Annotated in this window: 15 protein-coding genes; 10 read left to right on the top strand and 5 right to left on the bottom strand. The window is 37.7% G+C overall.

The window, feature by feature from the left end:
• The first annotated feature begins 52 nt into the window (after positions 1–52).
• The 7 genes from purC (at position 53) to B5V81_RS04770 (ending at position 6,399) form a co-directional block, all read left to right on the top strand.
• Positions 53–817: a phosphoribosylaminoimidazolesuccinocarboxamide synthase gene (gene purC / locus B5V81_RS04800; RefSeq protein ID WP_212112358.1), complete on the top strand. Its 765-nt coding sequence runs from the start codon at positions 53–55 to the stop codon at positions 815–817.
• A 96-nt stretch (positions 818–913) separates the two neighbouring features.
• On the top strand, positions 914–1,153 hold the full coding sequence (purS, locus tag B5V81_RS04795) for a phosphoribosylformylglycinamidine synthase subunit PurS (protein WP_212112357.1): 240 nt from the start codon (positions 914–916) through the stop codon (positions 1,151–1,153).
• Positions 1,154–1,164: 11 nt separating this feature from the next.
• On the top strand, positions 1,165–1,836 hold the full coding sequence (gene purQ / locus B5V81_RS04790) for a phosphoribosylformylglycinamidine synthase subunit PurQ (protein ID WP_212112356.1): 672 nt from the start codon (positions 1,165–1,167) through the stop codon (positions 1,834–1,836).
• 297 nt (positions 1,837–2,133) lie between these two features.
• Positions 2,134–4,344, top strand: coding sequence for a phosphoribosylformylglycinamidine synthase subunit PurL (purL, locus tag B5V81_RS04785; protein WP_212112355.1), 2,211 nt, complete (start codon positions 2,134–2,136; stop codon positions 4,342–4,344).
• 63 nt (positions 4,345–4,407) lie between these two features.
• A complete protein-coding gene (locus B5V81_RS04780; RefSeq protein ID WP_212112354.1) occupies positions 4,408–4,641 on the top strand; it encodes a BolA/IbaG family iron-sulfur metabolism protein in 234 nt (77 codons plus the stop codon).
• A 97-nt stretch (positions 4,642–4,738) separates the two neighbouring features.
• Complete coding sequence (gene grxD, locus B5V81_RS04775) at positions 4,739–5,071, top strand: Grx4 family monothiol glutaredoxin (protein WP_212112353.1); 333 nt, start codon at positions 4,739–4,741, stop codon at positions 5,069–5,071.
• Between the two features lie 71 nt (positions 5,072–5,142).
• Positions 5,143–6,399 carry a multidrug effflux MFS transporter gene (locus tag B5V81_RS04770; protein WP_212112352.1) on the top strand — a complete coding sequence of 419 codons (1,257 nt, stop codon included), beginning with the start codon at positions 5,143–5,145 and terminating at the stop codon, positions 6,397–6,399.
• A 546-nt stretch (positions 6,400–6,945) separates the two neighbouring features.
• Here B5V81_RS04770 and parC read toward each other — a convergent pair.
• Together parC and aspS are read right to left on the bottom strand one after the other, a co-directional pair.
• On the bottom strand, positions 6,946–9,195 hold the full coding sequence (parC, locus tag B5V81_RS04765) for a DNA topoisomerase IV subunit A (RefSeq protein ID WP_212112351.1): 2,250 nt from the start codon (positions 9,193–9,195) through the stop codon (positions 6,946–6,948).
• 1,033 nt (positions 9,196–10,228) lie between these two features.
• Positions 10,229–12,022 (bottom strand): aspartate--tRNA ligase, encoded by a 1,794-nt coding sequence (aspS, locus tag B5V81_RS04760; protein ID WP_212112350.1) that lies wholly within the window; start codon positions 12,020–12,022, stop codon positions 10,229–10,231.
• Positions 12,023–12,154: 132 nt separating this feature from the next.
• On the opposite strand from aspS, the gene rnd reads away from it, so the two are divergent.
• Entirely contained in the window at positions 12,155–13,309 is a 1,155-nt protein-coding gene (gene rnd / locus B5V81_RS04755) for a ribonuclease D (protein ID WP_212112349.1), read from the top strand.
• A gap of 271 nt (positions 13,310–13,580) precedes the next feature.
• Here rnd and ppx read toward each other — a convergent pair whose 3' ends face one another.
• Together ppx and B5V81_RS04745 are read right to left on the bottom strand one after the other, a co-directional pair.
• Entirely contained in the window at positions 13,581–15,098 is a 1,518-nt protein-coding gene (gene ppx / locus B5V81_RS04750; protein ID WP_212112348.1) for an exopolyphosphatase, read from the bottom strand.
• 6 nt (positions 15,099–15,104) lie between these two features.
• Positions 15,105–17,288, bottom strand: a complete 2,184-nt coding sequence (locus B5V81_RS04745; RefSeq protein ID WP_212112347.1) for an RNA degradosome polyphosphate kinase — start codon at positions 17,286–17,288, stop codon at positions 15,105–15,107.
• Between the two features lie 325 nt (positions 17,289–17,613).
• On the opposite strand from B5V81_RS04745, the gene B5V81_RS04740 reads away from it, so the two are divergent.
• Together B5V81_RS04740 and B5V81_RS04735 are read left to right on the top strand one after the other, a co-directional pair.
• Complete coding sequence (locus B5V81_RS04740) at positions 17,614–17,862, top strand: zinc-finger domain-containing protein (RefSeq protein WP_212112346.1); 249 nt, start codon at positions 17,614–17,616, stop codon at positions 17,860–17,862.
• Positions 17,863–17,908: 46 nt separating this feature from the next.
• Entirely contained in the window at positions 17,909–19,156 is a 1,248-nt protein-coding gene (locus B5V81_RS04735) for an FAD-binding protein (RefSeq protein WP_212112345.1), read from the top strand.
• Positions 19,157–19,346: 190 nt separating this feature from the next.
• Here the strand turns inward: B5V81_RS04735 and dnaE are convergent, their stop codons facing one another.
• The gene (gene dnaE / locus B5V81_RS04730; protein WP_212112344.1) at positions 19,347–22,835 is read right to left on the bottom strand and encodes a DNA polymerase III subunit alpha; all 3,489 of its coding nucleotides are present in this window, start codon (positions 22,833–22,835) and stop codon (positions 19,347–19,349) included.
• Between the last annotated feature and the right edge of the window lie 68 nt (positions 22,836–22,903).

Here is a 22,903-nt window from a genome sequence, read left to right as displayed (position 1 = left end):
GTATCGCTTACTAATGTTATTAAAAACCTCTCAAGATAAATAGAGAATCATAATGAATCGTCGCCACCGTATTTATGAAGGCAAGGCCAAAATTTTGTATGAAGGACCTGAACCAGGAACGTATATTCAATTTTTTAAGGATGATGCTACAGCCTTTAATGCTAAAAAACATGAAATTATCGATGGGAAAGGGGTTTTAAATAACCGAATTTCGGAATATATCTTTAGCCATCTTGGACGTTTGGGCATCCCAACACATTTTATAAAACGCATAAATATGCGCGAACAGCTTATTAAAGCAGTGGAAATCATTCCATTGGAAGTTGTCGTTCGAAATGTTGCAGCGGGTTCTCTTGCTAAACGTTTAGGATTAGAAGAAGGAACCCCACTCCCACAATCCATCATTGAATTCTACTATAAAAATGATTCTCTCGATGATCCCATGGTGACAGAAGAACATATCACTGCTTTTGGGTGGGCTGTCCCGCAAGAAGTAGAAGATATCATGCAACTTTCAATTCGTATTAATGATTTTCTTTCCGGCCTTTTTGCCGGAGTCAACATCCAATTAATTGATTTTAAAATGGAATTTGGTCGCCTGTGGGAAGATGAAACAATGCGCATTGTTCTTGCTGATGAAATTTCTCCTGATTCTGCACGACTATGGGATATGCAAACACGAGAAAAAATGGACAAAGATCGTTTTCGTCGTGATATGGGGGGGCTTATTAATGCCTATCAAGAGGTTGCCAAACGCCTTGGTATTATGAATGAAAATGAGCCAACTCGACCAAGTGGTCCCGTCTTGGTAAAGTAAAAAAACGCGTCAAGTAAACACAAGGTAAAATAATTACTGCCTTCTATAAATATACCTCTTCAAAGGAGAGGTTTTTCTAACAACAGGAAGCAAAAAATGAAAGCACGCATTACAGTTACTTTAAGAGAAAGCGTCCTTGATCCACAAGGAGAGGCTATTGTCGGTGCTTTAAAAAGTTTAGCTTTCGAAGGGATTCATTCCATTCGTCAAGGAAAGGTTTTTGATATTGTTCTTGATGACCAACCTTTTGAAACCGCAAAGAAAAAACTTGAGCAGATGTGTGAAGAGTTACTCGCAAATACTGTCATTGAAAATTATACTATCGAACTTCTTTAAGTGAAAAGCTCATGAAAACCGCCATTATTCAACTTCCTGGATTAAATCGCGACCAAGATATGGTTGCCGCATTACATCATATAACAGGGGTTGAGCCACTCAAAATTTGGCAAACAGAGACAACAATTCCAGATGTAGATATTATTATTATTCCTGGTGGTTTTTCTTATGGTGACTACTTAAGATGTGGTGCTATTGGAGCGCGAACCCCCATCTTAAAAGCTATTCGTGAAAAAGCACAAGAAGGTATTACTATCATAGGTATTTGTAATGGGTTTCAGATTTTGTTGGAAGCTGGATTACTCCCTGGAACTTTAATGCGTAATGCTTCTTTAAAATTTGTTTGTCGTGAAGTTAAACTTGAAGTCGTTAATGCCAAGACGAAATTTTCTCGATATTATTCTAAAGGACAAATTATTCGTTGTCCTGTTGCCCATCATGATGGAAATTACTTTGCTGACAATGAAACATTAAAACAAATGGAAGACAATGAACAAATTGTTTTTCGCTACGCAGAAAATACAAACCCTAACGGCTCAATAAAAAACATTGCTGGTGTTATTAATAAAGCTGGTAATATTCTTGGTATGATGCCCCACCCTGAAAACTTTATCGAACCCGCTCATGGAGGGATTGACGGTCGTTTACTTTTTCAAAGTGCTTTAGAATTAGTCAATGGATGAGGCTGCAAAAATTCTTGTCCTTTATAATTGTAAAAACGAAGATTTATATCATTTCTCGCGTTGTAAATCTATGAGCAAAATTCTATACAAATAACCATGGATATTATTCTCTAAACACATAATTATTTAAGATTGTTTTTTTGGTCTTGAAGTTCATCCAACCAAACGAACAAAATCTTCAGCTGAGGATCTATGAATATTTTAATTATTAAACCACGTAGTTTTCCATAATCTAAGTTGCTAGATTAAAAAAATTAAAATGCTAAATTTCGATTAATTTGACGGATAAATATACTCATGAATCCTTGCAATAACATCACGATTACACCAGAGCTCATTGCACAACACGGGCTAAAAGAGGATGAATATCAACGTATCCTAACGTTAATCGGCAGAGAACCAACATTTACTGAACTGGGAATTTTTTCTGCAATGTGGAACGAACATTGTTCCTATAAATCTTCTAAAAAATGGCTCAAAACTCTTCCGACAGAAGGAAAGTGTGTCATTCAAGGACCTGGTGAAAATGCTGGAGTTGTCGATATTGGTGAAGGACAATGTGTTGTTTTCAAAATGGAAAGCCATAACCATCCTTCTTATATTGAACCTTATCAAGGGGCAGCGACAGGTGTTGGTGGTATTTTGCGTGATGTCTTTACAATGGGCGCCCGTCCTGTTGCCGCTATGAATGCATTGCGTTTTGGTGCTCCTGATCACCCCCGAACACGCCATCTTGTTGCTGGCGTTGTTTCTGGAATAGGGGGTTACAGCAATTCTTTTGGTGTTCCAACGGTTGGTGGAGAAATCAATTTTGATGAACGTTATAATGGCAATATCCTCGTTAATGCTTTTGTCGCTGGGATTGCAAAGACAGATGCTCTTTTTTATTCTAAAGCACAAGGCGTAGGACTCCCTGTTGTTTATCTTGGTGCAAAAACAGGGCGAGATGGTGTCGGTGGAGCCACAATGGCTTCTGCTGAATTTGATGATTCAATCAGTGAAAAACGCCCAACCGTTCAAGTCGGAGATCCTTTTACAGAAAAATGCCTTCTTGAAGCATGTTTAGAGCTCATGGAACTTGGAGCCGTGGTTGCTATTCAAGATATGGGGGCTGCAGGTCTCACCTCTTCTGCCGTTGAAATGGGTGCAAAAGGGAATCTAGGAATACAGCTTAATCTCGATACTGTTCCCGTTCGTGAAGAAAACATGACAGCCTATGAAATGATGCTTTCTGAAAGTCAAGAGCGTATGCTCATGGTCCTTAAACCAGAGCTAGAAAGGCAAGCAGCAGCAATTTTTCATAAGTGGGGGCTCCATTTTTCCATTATTGGAAAAACAACCGATGATTTACGTTTTCGTGTATCTCATCAAGGAGAAGAAGTTGTCAATCTTCCCATCAAAGAGCTTGGTGATGAAGCACCTGTTTATGATCGTCCTTGGAGTGAACCTGCAAAGAAAACGCTCCTGAAAGCAGAAGATGTCAAAAAAGTTGAGAATCTTAGTGATGCACTTTTAACCTTATTGAATTCAGCTGATCAAAGTTCACGACGATGGGTTTATGAACAATATGATACTCTTATTCAAGGAAATAGCCTCATTTGTCCGGGAGGTGATGCAGGTGTTATCCGCATAAGTAATAAGAGTAAACGAGCTCTTGCTTTTTCTTCTGATGTAACACCGCGTTATTGTGAAGCAGACCCTTATGAAGGAGGGAAACAAGCTGTTGCAGAATGCTGGCGAAATATTAGTACGACAGGTGCAACACCACTAGCTGCTACAGATAACCTTAATTTTGGTAATCCTGAAAAGCCTGAAATTATGGGACAACTGGTTTTGGCTATTAAAGGTATAGGAGAAGCTTGTAGAATCCTTGATTTTCCTATCGTTTCAGGCAATGTTTCTCTTTACAACGAAACAAATGGAGAAGCTATTCTTCCTACCCCCACAATTGCTGGTGTAGGCCTTCTTAGTGATTGGTCTAAAATGGTAACAATAAGTGGTATGAAAAATGGAGATAGTATCATTTTAGTGGGAGATTGTGGTTCTCATTTAGGACAATCAATCTATGCACGTAACATTTTAAATATTGATGCAGGTGCCCCTCCTCCCATAGATTTACAACTTGAAAAAAAACATGGCCAATTCGTTCGAGATGTTATTAATAGCGGTTTTGTTCATGCTGCTCATGACATTTCTGATGGGGGATTAGCGATTGCACTTGCAGAAATGGTGATTAAAGCAGGTAAAGGAGTTAAAGTAAAATTAAGCAATAAATCCCTCCATCATGCAGAACTTTTTGGAGAAGATCAAGGGCGTTATCTTTTAGCCGTTAAGCCTCATGCTCTCAGCAGTCTTAAAGAGCATGCACAAACCCATGCCATTTCTTTAACAGAGCTAGGTCAAGTTGAGGGAGATTCTCTTAATATAGATGGGATATTAACACTTTCAGTGGAAAAACTTACACAAGCCTATGAGAACTGGTTTCCACAATTTATGGGTGAAGAGTAAAAAATTTATTCTTTCTCTTTTAAACAGCTCTTACAAAAGGATGAACAACATAGGAGAATAGTGATGGCAATGAGTGCTCATGCAATTGAAACACTTATTCGTGAAGGCATTCCCGATGCGACTGTAACAATTAGTGATCTTGCTGGAGATGGGGAACATTATGCTGCAGAAGTTATTTCTGAAAGTTTTCGTGGTAAAACCCGTGTTCAGCAGCATAAAATGGTCTATGATGCCCTTAAAGGCAATATGGGAAATGACCTCCACGCCTTAATGTTGCAAACAAGTACCCCAAAATAGTCTAAATTTTCTTCTTGCATTCATTCGTTCAATACGATTAAAACGGGTACGAACATAATTACACACTTATAAAAATCTGAAATATCGAGGGATAAAAATGACCACTGTTCATGATTTTATTGACAACGAAATTAAAACAAACGACGTCATTTTATTCATGAAAGGAACCCCTGACGCTCCACAATGTGGTTTTTCAGGACAAGTCGTTCAAATCCTCGACTATTTAGGATTGAATTATAAAGGGGTTAATATCTTAACTTCTGACGAATTGCGTCAAGGGATCAAAGATTACTCAAATTGGCCAACGATTCCACAACTTTATATCAAAGGTGAATTTATTGGAGGCTGTGATATTGTTAAAGAAATGTTTCAAAACAATGAGTTACAAGAACTTTTGAAAGAAAAAAATATTCCTTGTAAGCAATCATAGGTATCTTTCATTTCATTCAGACTCTTAAAAAGAGCTGTTTTCAGGCGAAATTTTCATTTCAAGGATACCTTATGTCATATTCAGTTGATGAACAAGCGCACAGTGATGCGATTAAGAAGAAAATTGGCTATAAAGAATTTGTTATTCTTATTGCTTCACTCATGGCTATTAACGCTATAGCTGTAGACATTATGTTGCCTGCTATGCCCGATATTTTAAAAGGCTTAAATGTTCTCAACGAAAATGATCAACATTATATCATTTCAAGTTATCTTATTAGCTATGGTATTGCTCAAATATTTTTCGGTCCAATAAGCGATCGGTATGGACGACGTAAACTTATTCTTCTTGGTCTTGCCTTTTATTCATTTACGGCAATTGGTTGTGCCTTTGTAACTGATTTTTCTCTCTTGCTCATTTTGCGTATTTTGCAAGGCATTGGAGGAGCTGCTATGCGTGTTCTTACGGTTTCCGTTGTACGTGATCTCTACAGTGGCCGAAAAATGGCAGAAGTTATGTCTATTGTTATGATGGTTTTTCTTGTTGCCCCAATGGTTGGTCCTGCAACAGGACAGATCATTTTACTACTCGGACATTGGCAATTTATTTTTATTTTCATGGCAATGATTGGTTTGGGGTTAATGGTTTGGATTCAATTCCGCTTGCCTGAAACACTTTATGAACAGCGCCCTCTTTCCTTTTCTTCAGTAAAACACAACTTATGGATTGTCGTAACAAATCGTACAACACTTTGCTATACGCTTGCAACATCCATCATTCTAAGCTGTATTTTTATTGCTGTTAATACATCACAACAAACCTATGAAGGAATTTACAAACTAGGTTTTTGGTTTCCTATAGCATTTGCCATCGGTGCTGCATTTCAGGCTTTCTCATCATTCATGAATTCTCGATTTGTCGGACGTCTTGGAATGCGGCGTATTGCGCATACTATGCTTTTGCTCTTTTGTGGCACTTCATGCGTTTGGTTTATTGGATCCATCTTAGCAGGCGGTGTTATTCCCTTTCCTTTTTATATGACGTTATATTGTATATTAATGTTTACCTGTGGTGGTATTATGGCCAATTTCAATACGCTCGCCCTCGAATCTGTAGGCAAAATTGCTGGAACAGCCTCTTCTGTATCCGGATTTCTCCAGACATCTATCGGTGCAGGACTGAGCTTTTTTATTGCCCAACAATTTGATGAAACAACCATCCCAAACTCAGCAGGATTTTTCTTTCTAAGCCTTGTTGCTATTTTGCTTGTCTTATGGGCAGAACATGGTCATCTCTTTAGGCAATATCATCATAATCCTAACGAATAGACACTGCTACGAGCAAAATTAATAACACCTCTCTTGAACAAGAAAGATATTATTTCTCTTACACAAAACAGAATACCTCTAAGGATACTCTTGTGTTAAATATTCACATATTTGTTTTAAAAATACACCTCTCAAAGCATAAAATTATTTCACGATAGAACCCATGAACAATATAGTGGTAAAATAATAAAATGTATAAAACCATTCTATCACCCCCACACTTATGAAACATGTAAGCCTATTATATTTATTCAGTTCCCAATTTTACAACCACTCTTGGCACTTGAGACAGCCTATAAAAGACATATTTTATTCTTTTATTTATAAACTTCCATTTATAACACCAATCCACTTGTGATGTGCAAACAAATCATTTTGACTATTTTAACATGAACAAAATTGAAATAAGAAACCTTATGGGTATTAGAGCCTTTCATTTAATATGATATTAAATTATTAATATAAACCAACATCTTATCATATAATAAAAACACATAGTATTTTTATTTATGCTTTTATAGGCTTGAAATAAAAACATTCTATTATTTAATTGGTAAATTTTCCTGATTTTGGAAATCCTTTTGGAACTAGACGCCCAACGCCTGCACGCGTTCCCATCCATTCCATGAGATCATCAGCTTGACGGCTAAAGATTCGCTCAGCTGTATCTTGCCAACTTAAGCCTTCTGATAAATTAAAAGTCTTGGCATCAACAATACCACCTTCTTTGTAACGTTGTAAGCGAACCCCTTTACCACGATTCATTTCTGGTATTTGTTCAATAGAAAAAATAAGCATTTTGCGGTTTTCACCAACGACAGCAACATGATCACCATTGACCGGAACACAAAGCTTTACCTTATCAGGAGATTTCACATTCATGACTTGCTTTCCTTTTCGTGTATTGGCAATCACTTCTGCAGAAGGAATAACAAAGCCATTTCCGTAAGATGAAACCAAGAGCAATTTTTCTTCTGCATGATGCACAAAAGCTGTAAGAACATCATGCTCATCATCCATATCAACTAAAAGACGAATGGGTTCACCATGTCCCCGTCCTCCAGGCAAACTATTGGCACCAATAGTGAAAAACTTTCCACCCGTACTTATCAGCACAATCTTGTCGGTCGTAAATGCTGGAAATGCTAACTTTAAACTATCTCCTTCTTTAAAAGAAAGCGCTTTGTAATCGTTTAAATGACCTTTCAAAGCACGCATCCACCCCTTTTCAGAAATAACAACAGTAACCGGTTCCTTTTCGATCATTGCTTGTTGAATATCATCAAGATCATGTCTTGGCGCTTCTTCAAACGTTGTACGCCTTTTTCCTAAGAGCGTTTCAGGACCAAAAGTTTTGCGAACTTTTTTAATTTCTTCTGAAATTATTTTCCATTGTTTTACAGAAGAATCTAACAAATTCTGCAATTTTTCTTTTTCAGCTTTAAGAGTTTCAAACTCCTTACGAATTTCAAATTCTTCAAGCTTCCGTAAAGAACGCAAGCGCATATTAAGAATAGCTTCTGCTTGATTTTCTGTTAATTCAAAACGATGAATCATCTTCTTTTTCGGTTCATCCTCTTCACGAATAATCTGGATGACCTCATCGAGATTCAAATAGGCAATAAGATACCCATGAAGAATTTCTAATCGGCTATCAATTTGATCAAGCCGATAATGAGAGCGTCGAATAAGGACTTCTTGACGATGTTCAAGCCATTGCTGCAAACTTTCTCGCAGCGAGAGAACATTCGGTATTTTTCCCAAAGATAGAACATTAAGATTAAGAGGAAATCTTACTTCAAAATCAGTCAATTTAAAAAGGGATTCCATAAGAAGTTCAGGATCAACCGACCGATTTTTAGGAACAAGCACAATGCGGATATCTTCTGCTGATTCATCTTGAATATCCTCAAGCATTGGTAAGCGCCGTGCAAGCAATAATTCCGCAGTTTTTTCAATAAGACGTGACTTTTGAACTTGGTAAGGAATTTCAGTCACAATAATCACATAAGAACCACGGCTACCAGTTTCCTGATGCCAACGTGAACGCAATCGAAAAAAACCCCGCCCTATACGATAAGATTCCTCAATACTCTTTTTAGGCTCAACCAAAATACCACCGGTTGGGAAATCAGGTCCCAGCACAAATTGATTTAAATCCTCATCACGCGTATCAGGATATGCAATCAAATGTAGCGCCGCATCACAGAGCTCAGCAACATTGTGGGGAGGAATAGATGTTGCCATACCAACAGCAATGCCTGAAGAACCATTGGCTAAAAGATTAGGGAAAGCACCTGGTAGAACAACAGGCTCTTCATCTTCTTCATTATAGGTCAAACGAAAATCAATAGCATTTTCATTAATTCCCTCAAGCAACAACGCAGCCACTTCAGTCATACGTGCTTCCGTATAACGCATAGCAGCAGCATTATCACCATCAATATTACCAAAATTGCCTTGTCCATCAACCAATGGATAGCGAACCACAAAACTTTGAGCCAAGCGCACCAAAGCATCATAAATAGATGCATCCCCATGAGGATGAAATTTTCCCATGACATCACCGACAATCCGCGCACATTTCGCATAAGACTGTCCAGGATTGAGTTTGAGAAGACGCATCGCATGAACAATCCGCCGATGGACAGGTTTCAATCCATCACGAACATCAGGCAACGCACGATGCGTAATCGTAGAAAGCGCATAAGCCAAATAGCGTTCCTGTAAAGCAGAACGTAATTCTATTGGCTCAATATGTTCTTTATCAAAAGGTAAATTCATTTTATCAGACATAATATTAGAACAAAAATTCCCACAATAAGTAAGAAACTATTGTGTAAGATTTATTTAATGCAAATTTTTATGAGTAAACTTTTTTATTAAAAGTCAACAACATAAAAATAAATGCCGTAATTAGAACATGAACAGAAAATTATATCAATTTGAAAAAATTTATACATGCTCTCCCCTCTTGTTCTAAACAATATATGAAAATATTTAATACATTATAGAAAACTTCTTTCAAGGTCCTCTTTAAGAGGTAAAAAAACAAAATAAACTGATTTGAATATAAATTATTCTAAACAAAAAGCTTATTGAAAGCTTTGCCAAATTCAACGATATAATTTAATGGCTCACAAAGAACTATTGCATCCTTTTGGAAACGACAAAAGCACTGTTCAAACAGCATCTTGATCACAAAGAAAGATTTTATAGCAAGGACATCCAGTTTTTCTATAAAAAACTAAAAAATGTTCAAAGCTTATACACTTCCCCAAAGTTTCAATCCATAAGATATAAAAATGCATTATTCTCATAAACATGAAGAGAGACAATTATCTTTTACAACATTGTAAAAACTTCAAAAAATATAAATAATATAATATATTGATATATAAAGATAATTAATTATAATTTAAATGAAACTGCTGGGTATTATAAAGTTTTCTTATTTCCAATTTATTCATAATAAATCAATCATAATCATTTCCCTGCTTATTAGAAAGAAAAGAGCAAATACCCAAGCAAGAAATAAAAATACTGAAACCATTTGCATACTAGAAGGTAGAATAACAGCTTATCCTTTATGGAGAACGGTTTTTATACCACTCATGAGGTTTTGAGTTATATCCTTCGCCAGCAGCCAGCATCGTAAAACGAGATTGACTGCATTGAGAGATATTTCTTTAGAAACAATCCCTTTTGAAGGATTAACAACGATAGTATTTTTTTTGCCTCTCTAAATCCATACACAACACATATGCCCTTGAAAGGCATCAAAAATTCACACTCCGGAGAAAGGACGGTACAAATCCATAAATCAACATTATGAACTATTTTTGTGAGCAGGAATCATGCGGATTCCTAAATCACGTAATTGTGTAGAAGAAACATCAGACGGAGCACTCATCAAAAGATCAAGTGCCTGTTGATTCATAGGAAATAAAGCAACTTCACGTAAATTTTTAACACCTTGCAACAGCATAATGATGCGGTCAATTCCTGCAGCCATGCCACCATGAGGTGGCGCCCCATAATGGAATGCACGATAAAGACCACCAAAACGATCTTTTACAACTTCCTTAGAAAGTCCTACCAGTTCAAAAACTTTCAGCATCATCTCTGGTAAGTGATTACGAATTCCACCGGATGCAATCTCATAACCATTACAAACAAGATCGTATTGAAAAGCTTTAAGCGTAAGAGGATCTTGACACTCAAGAGCATTTTCTCCCCCTTGAGGCATAGAAAAAGGATTATGAGCAAAATCAATCTTTTTCTCATCTTCATTCCATTCAAAAAATGGAAAATCAATAATCCACGCTAAAGAGAAACTCTCTCTATCGACAAGATTTAATTCTTCTCCTACGCGTTTGCGCGCTGCTCCAGCAAAAGATGCGAATTTTTTCGGATCCCCAGCCACAAAAAAACAAGCATCACCACTTTCAAGACCGAGTTGTATACGAATCGCTTCAGTTCGCTGCTCACCAATATTTTTGGCGATAGGCCCTGCTCCTTCAAATTTTCCTTCTTCCTTACGCCAGAAAATATAACCGAGCCCTGGTTGTCCCTCACCTTGCGCCCATGTATTCATACGATCACAAAAAGCACGACTTCCACCCGTTTTAGCCGGAATAGCCCACACTTGTGCATTCTCATCATTTGCTAAAATCTGAGCAAAAACTTTGAAACCAGAATTATAAAAATGCTGAGAAACATCTTCCATAATGATCGGATTACGCAGATCAGGTTTATCAGAACCGTATTTCCGCATTGCTTCATCATAAGAAATGCGAGGAAAGTTTTGTGTCACAGTTTTTCCATCGGCAAATTCTTCAAAAATAGAACGCATAATGGGTTCCATAGTTGCTAAAACATCTTCCTGCTCAACAAAACTCATTTCAACATCTAATTGATAAAATTCACCAGGAAGACGGTCAGCCCGCGGATCTTCATCTCTAAAACATGGCGCAATTTGAAAATAACGATCAAAACCTGACATCATCAACAACTGTTTATATTGCTGTGGTGCTTGCGGTAGCGCATAAAATTTTCCCTGATGAACACGACTTGGAACCAAAAAATCACGCGCACCTTCCGGCGATGATGCTGTCAAAAGCGGCGTTGTAAATTCCGTAAAACCATTACTTTGCATAGCGCGTCTCATAGCTGCAATAATTTCAGTCCGACGCATGATATTTTTGTGCATAGTCTCCCGACGCAAATCAAGAAAACGATATTTTAACCGAATATCTTCTGGATAATCAGGCTCACCAAAAACCGGTAAAGGAAGCTCTTCAGCTTTTGAAAGAATTTCTACCTCTTGTGCAAAAATTTCAATCTCACCTGTTGGAAGCGTTGCATTAATAACCTCATCAGAACGTGCACGCACTTCCCCATCCACACGAATAACCCATTCAGAACGCACTTTTTCAATGACTTTAAAAGCTGGTGAAGCAGGATCCGCAACAATTTGTGTAATTCCAAAATGATCACGCAAATCCACAAAAAGAATTCCTCCATGATCACGAATACGATGAACCCATCCCGAAAGACGAACTTGTGTTCCTACATCACATTTACGAAGAGCCGCGCAATGATGACTGCGATAACGGTGCATGTTTTTTGCCTTTGATTATAATATTCACATGCGCTACAAACGCTTTTTAAGTACCATTTGTCAAGATATGAGAATAAAAACGCGAAAATAAAATCAATAAAAGACAAACTTAATTTATCGAATTATAATAAAATGATGAATCTTATTACACAAACAGCAAATCTTGAAATTGCACTTAACGCTCTACGTACCTCTGATTTTGTAACAGTCGATACTGAATTTATCCGCGAAACAACTTTTTGGCCTCAACTTTGTTTAATCCAGCTTGCCTCACCAGATGTTACAGTTCTGATTGATCCCATAGCACCAGATATTGATTTACGACCATTTTTTGACCTTATGATCGATAAAAAAATTGTCAAAGTTTTTCACTCTGCCCGCCAAGATATTGAAACGATTTATTATCTTGGAAGCGTTATTCCTTCCCCTCTCTTCGATACACAAATAGCAGGATCAATTTGTGGATTTGGTGATTCGATCTCCTATGATCAAATTGTACAACGCTGTACGGGGCATCATCTTGATAAATCCTCCCGTTTTACAGATTGGAGTTGTCGCCCCCTCTCTGAAAAACAACTGCTCTACGCCCTTGCTGATGTAACCTACTTAAGAGATGTTTACCTCCTCTTAAAAAAAAGGTTAGAAAAAAATCAACGGACTCATTGGATGGATGATGAAATCGCAATCCTCTTAAATCCTAAAACCTATGATATACCAGAAGATGAAGCATGGAAAAAAGTAAAAGGAAAAGTTAAAAAACCGCGTGAACTTGCTGTATTACAAAAGATAGCAGCTTGGCGTGAACGTGAAGCACGAAAATACAATATGCCACGTCGCCATATCATGAAAGATGAATGTCTCATAGAAATAGCAACCCAACAACCAAAAGATGAAGCTGCGTTAAAACGGTTACGCAGCCTTCATAAGAATTGGGATAAATGTTCAATTGCGTCGTCATTAATCAAGGCGGTCCACGAAGGCTTAGAGGTTGATCTTTCTACTTTACCCCCTATTCCTAAACATAATCCACTCAACGATACGACATCCGCTGCTATCGATCTGCTCAGAGTATTATTAAAACTTGTTGCAAACGAAAACAGTATTGCCCCTAAAATTATTGCCACATCTAATGATTTAGAAAAAATCGCCAATGGAGGAATAAAGAAAAATATTCCCGCTATGAATGGCTGGCGCTATGAAATATTTGGTCAAAAAGCTGAACAACTGCTAAAGGGACAGATAGGGTTTTACTTTAACAATGGAAAAATAAGCACAAAACAGCTTTAATTTATCTCTCCCCCACATATCTGAGATTTCCATAAGATCTTCTAAAGAGGGTTTTATTTTATGTCAAAATGAATGCAAAATTAAAAGCGTACCTCATAAAAAATAGTAGCCTAGCGTGATAGAGACACATGAAAAGATAGTGTCTTACATTATCCTATCATATAAAAAATCCTTATCGAAACTGCAATCCAATCATTAAAAATGAACGAGCCTAGAAACTAAAATAGCTAACCTTTTAAGATATAAAATGCGAATAAATTAGAAGGAAAAATCAAGAAATTTCAAAAGCAAGAGGTTGTTTGATTAATTTTGATAACTTCTTTAATCGTCCAAGCGGACGTTCTCCCAATAATCCAGCGTAATTCTTTGGAATCTGCAAAACAATATGATCTGCTTTTTTATGCCAAAATAAATGAGGTAAAATTCCTGCAACAGAAGCGCTAAACAGATGAGCAATACGCATCGTTTCACCAAGAATACGTGCTTTCTCAATTATATTTTGCGTTGCTAATTGAAAAATGGGAAGAGATTCTTTATCAACCAGTAAACTCGTATTGCGAAAGAAAACAGCCAGCGCGGCATAAAGGCGCCCCTCATGAGAAATTCCTGGATAAGATCCTAATGCTATCTGATTGGCTGCTTCATTGCCTCGATAATCTGGATGTATACGCCAACCAATATCCGCAAGAAGACAAGCCGCTTGACGATAACGGCATTCATTTTCAGTTTCTGAAATTCCAAAAACTTTAAAGGCATTCGTCGTAAAATCAATAAGTTCTTCTGCCTGTTTTGGTGAACGTGCCCGTAAAATAGCCATTTCTGTGCACGCAGCAATGAGAGGGTCTGAAAGTCGAATCGTCTGCGGCAAGCGTGAATAAAGAAAACCTTCACGAACACCAGCACCAGAAAAAATGATCTTTTCAAACTCCATACACTGAATGAGCTCAATAAGGACAATTGCCCCATACGATAGAAGTTTTCGACGATTCTGTGAAACCGCCGCAATCCCTCTCATATTATCAATATTGCCGCTTGCTACAAGGTGTAAAAAGCTCTCCATTTCAGCAGCTTCAACTTCATAGCCATGCATAACAGGAAGTCTATAGTGTTTCATTGCCATATGGAGTTTTGCCAAATTACGCCATGTTCCTCCTACGGCATAAAAATCACGTGCTCTACCTTTACGCGTACGCGCAATAGAAGATTTATAAAATTGCTCATGTACAATTTTTGCAGCGATAGCATTATCATTATTTGACATATACTGCAGCCGCAAACCACCTAATGGAAGCGTTATCCCTTCACCGACATCAGAATGATCAATATCAATCAATTCAAGACTTCCACCCCCAAGATCCCCAGAAATACCCTTTGGTTGATAAAAAGTAGAAACAACCCCATAGGCTGAATACATAGCTTCTTCACTTCCTGAAAGAAGATATATTTTATTTTGTAAAGTATCTTCAGCACTTTGAATAAACTCTACACCATTTTTTGCATCTCGTGCTGCTGCCGTTGCTAAAGTATAGACCTCATCTGCTCCAATCTGTCGACAAAGCGTACGAAATCGTTTCAACGTTTGCAACGCCATTTTCATCGATTTTTCTTCTAAAAATCCCGTTTTTGCCACACCATGACCGAGACCACAAAGAATTTTTTCATTAAACAAAACTGTTGGTGAGCGAACAAGCCCCTCATAAATCACCAACCGAACAGAATTCGATCCAATGTCAATAACAGCAACAGGCTTCCGCCCTTTTAGCCGACCTTGAGCATCTCTATATGTCATTGGATTTCAGTCTTTATGCATTTCAGCTTGTTGCCGATGCAACGCAACCAAGCGCGAAATGGAAGATTCAAAAGACTCATTTTTCCCCGCAAAACCTGTATTGGCCATAAAATACTCCTGCGCATTAAACGGACTTTCACCTATCTGCGGTGTGATACGTTTCGATGTTCCATCTTTAAGTATATCAAAGCTTTGTTGATTATCAATGAGATTAGCGATCATAATTTGTAAAAGAATCCTCTGTCGCACCATTTTATTAAAAACTGGAACCAATATTTCAATACGGTAGTCTAGATTACGAGGCATCATATCAGCAGAGCCTAAGTAAACAAGTGCATTTTCATTGGGCAAATCCTGACCATTCCCAAAACAAAAAATGCGACTATGTTCAAGAAAACGCCCTACGATTGATTTTACACGAATATTATCTGAAACTCCTGGAATACGAGGACGTAAACAACATATCCCCCTTACAACCAAATCAATTTGTACCCCTGTTTGGCTAGCACGATATAAAGCATCAATAATTTCAGGATCAACCAATGCGTTCACTTTGATCCAAATAGCAGCGAACTTTCCTTGTTGTGCATGAGCAATTTCCTCTTCGATATGCTCTAAGATACGACTACGCAATGTTAAGGGCGAAAAAGCAATCTTCATTGTTTCATGTGGACGCTCATATTGCGCAATATAATTGAACAATAACACAACATCACGAGCGATATCATCATTCTTGGAAAAAAAAGAAAGATCAGTATAAGTTTTAGCATTAACGGGATGATAATTTCCTGTTCCAAGATGAACATAAGAACAAAGATGTTTTCCTTCACGTCTCACAACTAGAGACATCTTAGCATGTGTTTTTAAGGTAATAAAACCAAAAATAACTTGAACCCCAGCACATTCAAGATCCCGTGCCCAGCGAATATTAGCTTCCTCATCAAAACGTGCTTTAAGTTCGACCAAAGCAGTCACAGACTTTCCTCGTTTAGCAGCTTCAATTAAAGCACGAACAATTGGACTATCATTTGATGTACGATAAAGTGTTTGTTTGATTTCCACAACATCAGGATCGCAAGCAGCTTGACGTAAAAATTGGACCACAACATCAAATGTCTCATAAGGGTGATGAATCACGATATCATTTTCACGAATAGCCGCAAAACAATCCCCATTATGTTTGTGAATAGATTCTGGAATACGAGGGATATAAGGAATAAATTTGAGATCATCACGGGGAATAGAAACAATCTCTGATACCATATTAAGTGCCAAAAATCCATCAAGAACATTAATACAGTTATCAGGAACAGCAAGACAACTCGCTATAAATTGGCGCAAATTTTCTGGCATTTTTGCGTCAAATTCAACGCGAATAACCTGCCCACGCCGCCGCCTTTTAAGCGCTTTTTCAAAAAAATGAACAAGATCATCAGCTTCTTCTTCTACTTCAATATCGCTATCCCGAATCACTCTAAATGTACCCATTCCATTAACCTCATCGTGAGGAAATAGATATTTGATAAAAAGATAAATAACATCTTCAGACGCAATAAAACGAAAATGATGCCCCTCTTGAGGAAGAAGAATAAAACGCCTCGAAAGCATTGAAATGGGCAATAACACTATACGTGGTATGTGTTGCCCCGTCTCTTCAGACAATTGCAGCGCGAGAGAAAGCCCTAAATTAGGGATAAAGGGAAAAGAATGCGTAGAATCAACAGATAAAGGTTTTAGAACAGGGAAAATTTTATCAAGAAAATATTTTTCAAGCCATGATTTTTCAATTTCTGAAAGTTCAACAGAACAAATAATTTCAATATCATTCTTTTTTAATTCATTACGTAAAACATTCAATTCCTGTAGTTGATGAGCCTGCAACTGTGAAATCTCAGCGAGCACAACATCAAGTTGTTCCTGTGGAGTATACCCATCTGCACTGCGCGTTGTAACATGAGCACGAATTTGGGCCGCAAGACCAGCCACACGCACCATAAAAAACTCATCAAGATTTGTTGCTGAAATCGAAAGAAATTGTAGCCGTTCTAATAAAGGATGTTTCGAATTAGCCGCTTCCATCAAAACACGATTATTAAATTGTAGCCATGAAAACTCTCGATTAATAAACCGTGCCGGATTTTTCATCGTGATATCCGATATAGAAACTTTATCTGCCACCCTCTGTTCCATATATTCTCATTAATCTTCTTTTATACTTTCTAAAACCCTTAACGAAATACTTCACATAATATTCTATAATATGTTAGCATCCTCATAATGCATCAATATCTAATTTTTATTATCATATTTTTATTTAATATTTAAAAATACTTAGAAAAAAATTCCATCTGCAAAATGCCAAAAACATGATGATTATTTCATATAGCATAAAAGAAGAACACTTTGTCTTAAAAAGCATCTTGCATTATTATAAGTATTATTACAAACTCACGCTTACAAAATAGAAGAGCCTCATCACAGCTGATGAGATAATTTATTCCGGAGCTTTTATACCATGGCTGATCATAATATTCCCCATTTTCAAAATGATCTTGGATATAAAACAATCGAAATTGGTGTGAAAGAGTTTATGTGCGTAGGCGCTACACAACCATTCGATCATCCTCATATCTTTATCGACATGGGAGCAGCCAATGAGAAAATCTGCCCTTATTGCTCAACTCTTTACCGTTATGTTCCCTCACTCTCATACAATCAAACAAACCCAACAGGATGTTTATATCATCCAGATGAGCCACTATAATGTGTTTTCGGACTTTCTATCACTCTTTTAATTCTGCTTATTTAATATGAAATCATTTGTGGAGCAATCACCCATCATCGTTGGAGGAGGGATTGCTGGTTTAAGCACAGCTTTAGCGCTTGCTCATAAAGGAATTGCAAGCACCATTATCGAAAAGTGTAAACAACTTGAAACGATAGGTGCTGGCATTCAACTGACTCCAAATGCAACATCTATTCTCGCACACTGGGACCTTCTTAACAAACTCACTAAAGTCGCGACAATCCCACATTTTCTTGAGTTAAAAGATGGAATATCTTTAAAAACACGTCTACGTACTCATCTTATCAATCTAACAGAAAAATATTGGAAAAATCCTTATATAACGATTCACCGCGCGGCTTTACAAAAAGTTTTATATGATGCAGTGATTGAAAATCCTCTGATTAAATACCAAGCAGGAGAAATGATTGTATCTTCTACCCAATCGGTAACCAACATTGAAATAACAACAATTAAAATAGATACAGCAACAGAACAACTTTATTCAACGCCCCTCCTGATCGGATGTGATGGCGTTTGGTCAACGTTACGGCAACAATCTCCTTTTCATGAAAAAGCAAATTTTAGTGGTTTTATTGCTTGGCGTGCAACAACAGCATGTGAGAATCTTCCTCAAAATTTTTATTCTTCATTGCACGATATGAAGACAATCACAGCTTGGATGGGACCAAACAATCATCTTGTTGTCTACCCCATTCAACCGTTAGAAAAAATTGTAAATTTTGTCGCTATTACACATGGAGAAAATTCGAAAGAAAGATGGGACCATAAAGGAGATAAAGAAAAACTCAAATCTCTTTTTAAGGGTTGGAATTCAAAAATCTTACAAATCTTTGATCATATTGATGAATGGAGATATTGGCCACTCTTTCACATGAAACAAAACCGTTTTCTAGGCTTAGAGAGACAAGTATTCGTTGGTGATTGTGCACATGCAGCTTTACCTTTTGCAGCACAAGGAGCTGCGATGGCAATCGAAGATGCAGCCACATTAGCAGCAGCACTTTCATTGAAAGATTTTTCATTAACGCAAGCTCTTTCACTTTATGAAAAAACTCGCATTCCCCGTATTGCAGCAGTAAAAAAACGCGGTAATTTCAACAGATTAGCTTATCATGCAACGGGGCCTATAGCAATCGCTCGTAATCTCATGATGAAAGTTCGTACACCAGAGAGCATTATGTCAAGCCTCCATTGGCTTTATATGTATGATGCGATGAATTCTATAAAAAATCGCGATAAAAGCCTATAAAATTCTTTCCAGTACTTTGAATATTACCAAGGAAAGAGATTTTTTGACTTTATGATACGAAAAGCCCATCATAATTGACTCAAACAAAAGCAAGATCTTTCGCGATCCCTATCTGGTTTTCAAAACCCAACTTTCAACTTTTCCAAAAGCAAAAATCTCCTCCAATAGCCTCTTATCTTTAAGTCTTGTTTTAACTCAATTCGACATCGACAACACCCTGAATTAATTTCATAGCATTCGCGACATGTGAATTTACCTTATATCTCTTTGGAAGCGCAATTTCAACTTCTCGCAAGCCATCCTCTTGTATCAAAATAAGGCCAACCTCTCCATTTCCCCCAAGATTTAAATTTTGTTCAATTTGTGGAAGCATATCAACTGTTTTTATAAAAAGACGCATCATTTTATGCTGCTGTAATGCTTCCTTTTCCAAAGACTGAATTGTCTCAATTCGCAAGCTAATCCCTTCAGAGCGATTCTCTGCGCTCACCGTAATAATAAAAGATTTTCCAGGTTCTAACATTTCCTCGTAATTCGAAAGTGCTTCAGAAAAGAGAACGGCCTCATATTGTCCACTTGTATCAGAAAAATGAATAACTCCCATTTTTTTACCAGATTTTGTTTTGCGCACATTTTTTGCCACAACGGTTCCAGCAAGCCGTGCAGCCGTTGCCCCCCCTTTAACAGCATTGGCAAAATGACTCCAAGTCTGAACACGTTTTTTGGCAAGAATAGCTTGATACTCATCCAATGGATGAGCAGAAAAGTAAAAGCCTATTGCCTGAAATTCTCGATAAAGTTTCTCAGATAGCAACCAAGGAGTCGTTTGGGATAAAATCAATGGCTCTTTTAATCCGCCTGCCATACCAAATATATCAACCTGCCCACTAGAATTGTCATCGAGAATACGAAGTGCCCGTGCATGAAGTGTTCCAAGATTGGCTAACAAAACTTCACGTGCAATATTAAAACAATCAAAAGCACCAGCACAAACTAAACTTTCCATCGCACGTTTATTGACAATACGAGGATCAACACGCGCACAAAAATCTTCCAGATCTTTAAAAATTTTATTTCCACGACAATCGACGATATGATCGACAACCGTTTCTCCCACCCCTTTAATGGCAGCAAGAGAATAATAAATACAGTTATCACCAACCTCAAACACGCGATGAGATGTTTGTATAGAAGGTGCAATAACCTCAATACCCAGCCTTAATGCCTCACACCGAAAATCATTGAGTTTATCCGTATTCGTCATATCATGCGTCATTGAAGCCGCTAAAAATTCAACGGGATAATTGGCTTTCATATAAGCTGTTTGATAAGAAACAATTGCATACGCAGCCGCATGTGATTTGTTAAATCCGTAATCGGCAAATTTTGCTAAAAGATCAAAGATAATATCAGCTTGCTCTTTATCAACACCACCAGCAACAGCACCATTGACAAAACGCGTACGCTGTTTTTGCATTTCTGCATGAATCTTTTTCCCCATAGCGCGCCGTAATAAGTCAGCTTCTCCAAGCGAATAACCAGAGAGCACCTGAGCAATCTGCATCACCTGTTCTTGATAGACTATAACACCTTGTGTTTCTTTAATCAGATGATCTATTTTAGGATGAATAGAAGCTATTTCCTCTTCCCCGTGTTTGCGTGCATTATAGGTTGGAATATTCTCCATGGGACCAGGACGATAAAGCGCAACCAGCGCAATAATATCCTCAATACGGTCTGGCTTCATTCCAATCAGCGCCTTGCGCATACCAGAACTTTCCACCTGAAATACACCAACCGTTTCACCACGTGCCATCATAGCGTAGGTTGCTTCATCATTCAGAGGAATATTTGACAAATCGATTTTGATCTTCTTTCTGTCCACAAAATCAACGGCCATTTTCAAAACAGTCAGTGTTTTTAGCCCAAGAAAATCAAATTTTACCAACCCTGCCTGTTCTACATACTTCATGTTAAATTGTGTAACAGGCATATCAGAACGAGGATCACGATACATCGGGACAAGCTCCCAAAGCGGACGATCTCCAATAACAATCCCAGCGGCATGCGTTGAAGCGTGACGATAAAGTCCCTCCAACTGAAGTGCTATATCTAATGTACGTCCCACGGCGGGATCTTTTTTCTTTTCTTCTTCAAATTTAGGTTCATCCTTAATCGCATCAGCCAATTCTACCTGACTTCCTGGCGTAGCAGGAATTAATTTGGTAAGATAATCTACCTGACGATAAGGAATTTCTAAGACACGCCCTACATCACGCAAAACGGCACGTGCCTGTAACTTACCAAAGGTAATAATTTGAGCAACTTGATCACGTCCATATTTTTTTTGAACATATTGAATAACCTCTTCACGCCGCTCTTGACAAAAATCAATATCAAAATCTGGCATCGAAACACGATCCGGATTGAGAAAACGTTCAAAAAGAAGAGAAAAACGCAATGGATCAACATCGGTAATCGTCAATGCATAAGCAACAAGTGAACCAGCACCAGATCCCCGCCCTGGACCAACAGGAATATCATGAATCTTCGCCCATTTTATGAAATCTGAAACGATAAGAAAATATCCAGAAAATTGCATACGCGTAATAACTGAAATTTCATAATCAAGCCGCTGCTCATAATCTGCAATCGTATACCCTTCAGCCAATCCAATTGTTTCAAGCCGCATCTTCAAACCAGCTTTAGCTTGATTTAACAATTCACTATCTTCTGCTTCTAAAGTATTTTCTGAATTAGAAGATTGTTCTATAAAACGAGGCAATATCGGTTTTCGAAGAGGCGTGGCAATATGACAACGCAAGGCAATTTCAACACTATTTTCTAAAGCTTCTGGAAGATCAGAAAACAGTGCAACCATTTCATCTTGTGACTTCAAGTAATGATCTGGCGTCACCCTTTTTCGATCTGGATTAGAGACGATTTGTCCTTCTGAAACAGCCATCAACGCATCATGGGCTTCATACCCTTCTCTCTTCAGAAAAAAGGCTTCATTCGTTGCAACAAGAGGAATTTCATGCGCATAAGCCAATTCAATAAGGTCTGCTTCTACTCTTCGGTCATAAGAGCCATGCCGTTGTAATTCCACATAAAGACGATCAGAAAAAATTTTTTTTAAATAAATTAAGCACTCAACAGCGCGTTCTTTTTTTTCTTCTGACAAAGAACGATTAATAGGTCCTCCCTTTCCACCCGTTAAAGCGATTATGCCTTCACTGTGTTCTGACAACCAATCAACTTTAATATGAGGAGGATCAGTATCACATTTATCAAGATAAGCACGGCTCACAAGACGAACCAAATGAGCATAACCGGTTTCGCTAGCAGCGAACAGAACAATAGAGCAGAAATCAGAAGCATTACGTCCTTTAACCAAACGTGAATGATCATTTTCATCACAAAAATCAACGGTAAGCTGACAACCAATAATGGGTTGAACCCCATGAGAAAGACAATACTGCGAAAATTCTAAAGCACCAAATAAATTATTGGTATCAGTAATAGCAACCGCTGGTGCACGATCTGAAATCGCCTGTTGAATAATTTGTGGGATTTTTAAAGCTCCTTCGAGCAAGGAATAAGCTGAATGCACTCTCAAATGAATAAAGCGAGGAAGAGAATTTTTGTACTCTTGCATTTTATTTTTATCTTTGACCACTCTCACAATTTCCTACTATAAACTCAATGCCAAACAGCATCCCTTAAAGAAAAAATTTCAGGCGAGCA

The organism is Bartonella queenslandensis (assembly GCF_018155095.1).
Lineage (GTDB): Bacteria > Pseudomonadota > Alphaproteobacteria > Rhizobiales > Rhizobiaceae > Bartonella > Bartonella queenslandensis_B.
This window is presented reverse-complemented; position numbering and strand designations above follow the sequence as displayed.

Coding starts and splice junctions, on each gene's coding strand:
- B5V81_RS04780 (WP_212112354.1), top strand. CDS start 4,408: ATGGCAATGAGTGCTCATGCAATTGAAACACTTATTCGTGAAGGCATT.
- purQ (WP_212112356.1), top strand. CDS start 1,165: ATGAAAACCGCCATTATTCAACTTCCTGGATTAAATCGCGACCAAGAT.
- parC (WP_212112351.1), bottom strand. CDS start 9,195: ATGTCTGATAAAATGAATTTACCTTTTGATAAAGAACATATTGAGCCA.
- purS (WP_212112357.1), top strand. CDS start 914: ATGAAAGCACGCATTACAGTTACTTTAAGAGAAAGCGTCCTTGATCCA.
- B5V81_RS04770 (WP_212112352.1), top strand. CDS start 5,143: ATGTCATATTCAGTTGATGAACAAGCGCACAGTGATGCGATTAAGAAG.
- B5V81_RS04735 (WP_212112345.1), top strand. CDS start 17,909: ATGAAATCATTTGTGGAGCAATCACCCATCATCGTTGGAGGAGGGATT.
- grxD (WP_212112353.1), top strand. CDS start 4,739: ATGACCACTGTTCATGATTTTATTGACAACGAAATTAAAACAAACGAC.
- B5V81_RS04740 (WP_212112346.1), top strand. CDS start 17,614: ATGGCTGATCATAATATTCCCCATTTTCAAAATGATCTTGGATATAAA.
- ppx (WP_212112348.1), bottom strand. CDS start 15,098: ATGACATATAGAGATGCTCAAGGTCGGCTAAAAGGGCGGAAGCCTGTT.
- purC (WP_212112358.1), top strand. CDS start 53: ATGAATCGTCGCCACCGTATTTATGAAGGCAAGGCCAAAATTTTGTAT.
- aspS (WP_212112350.1), bottom strand. CDS start 12,022: ATGCACCGTTATCGCAGTCATCATTGCGCGGCTCTTCGTAAATGTGAT.
- rnd (WP_212112349.1), top strand. CDS start 12,155: ATGATGAATCTTATTACACAAACAGCAAATCTTGAAATTGCACTTAAC.
- B5V81_RS04745 (WP_212112347.1), bottom strand. CDS start 17,288: ATGGAACAGAGGGTGGCAGATAAAGTTTCTATATCGGATATCACGATG.
- purL (WP_212112355.1), top strand. CDS start 2,134: ATGAATCCTTGCAATAACATCACGATTACACCAGAGCTCATTGCACAA.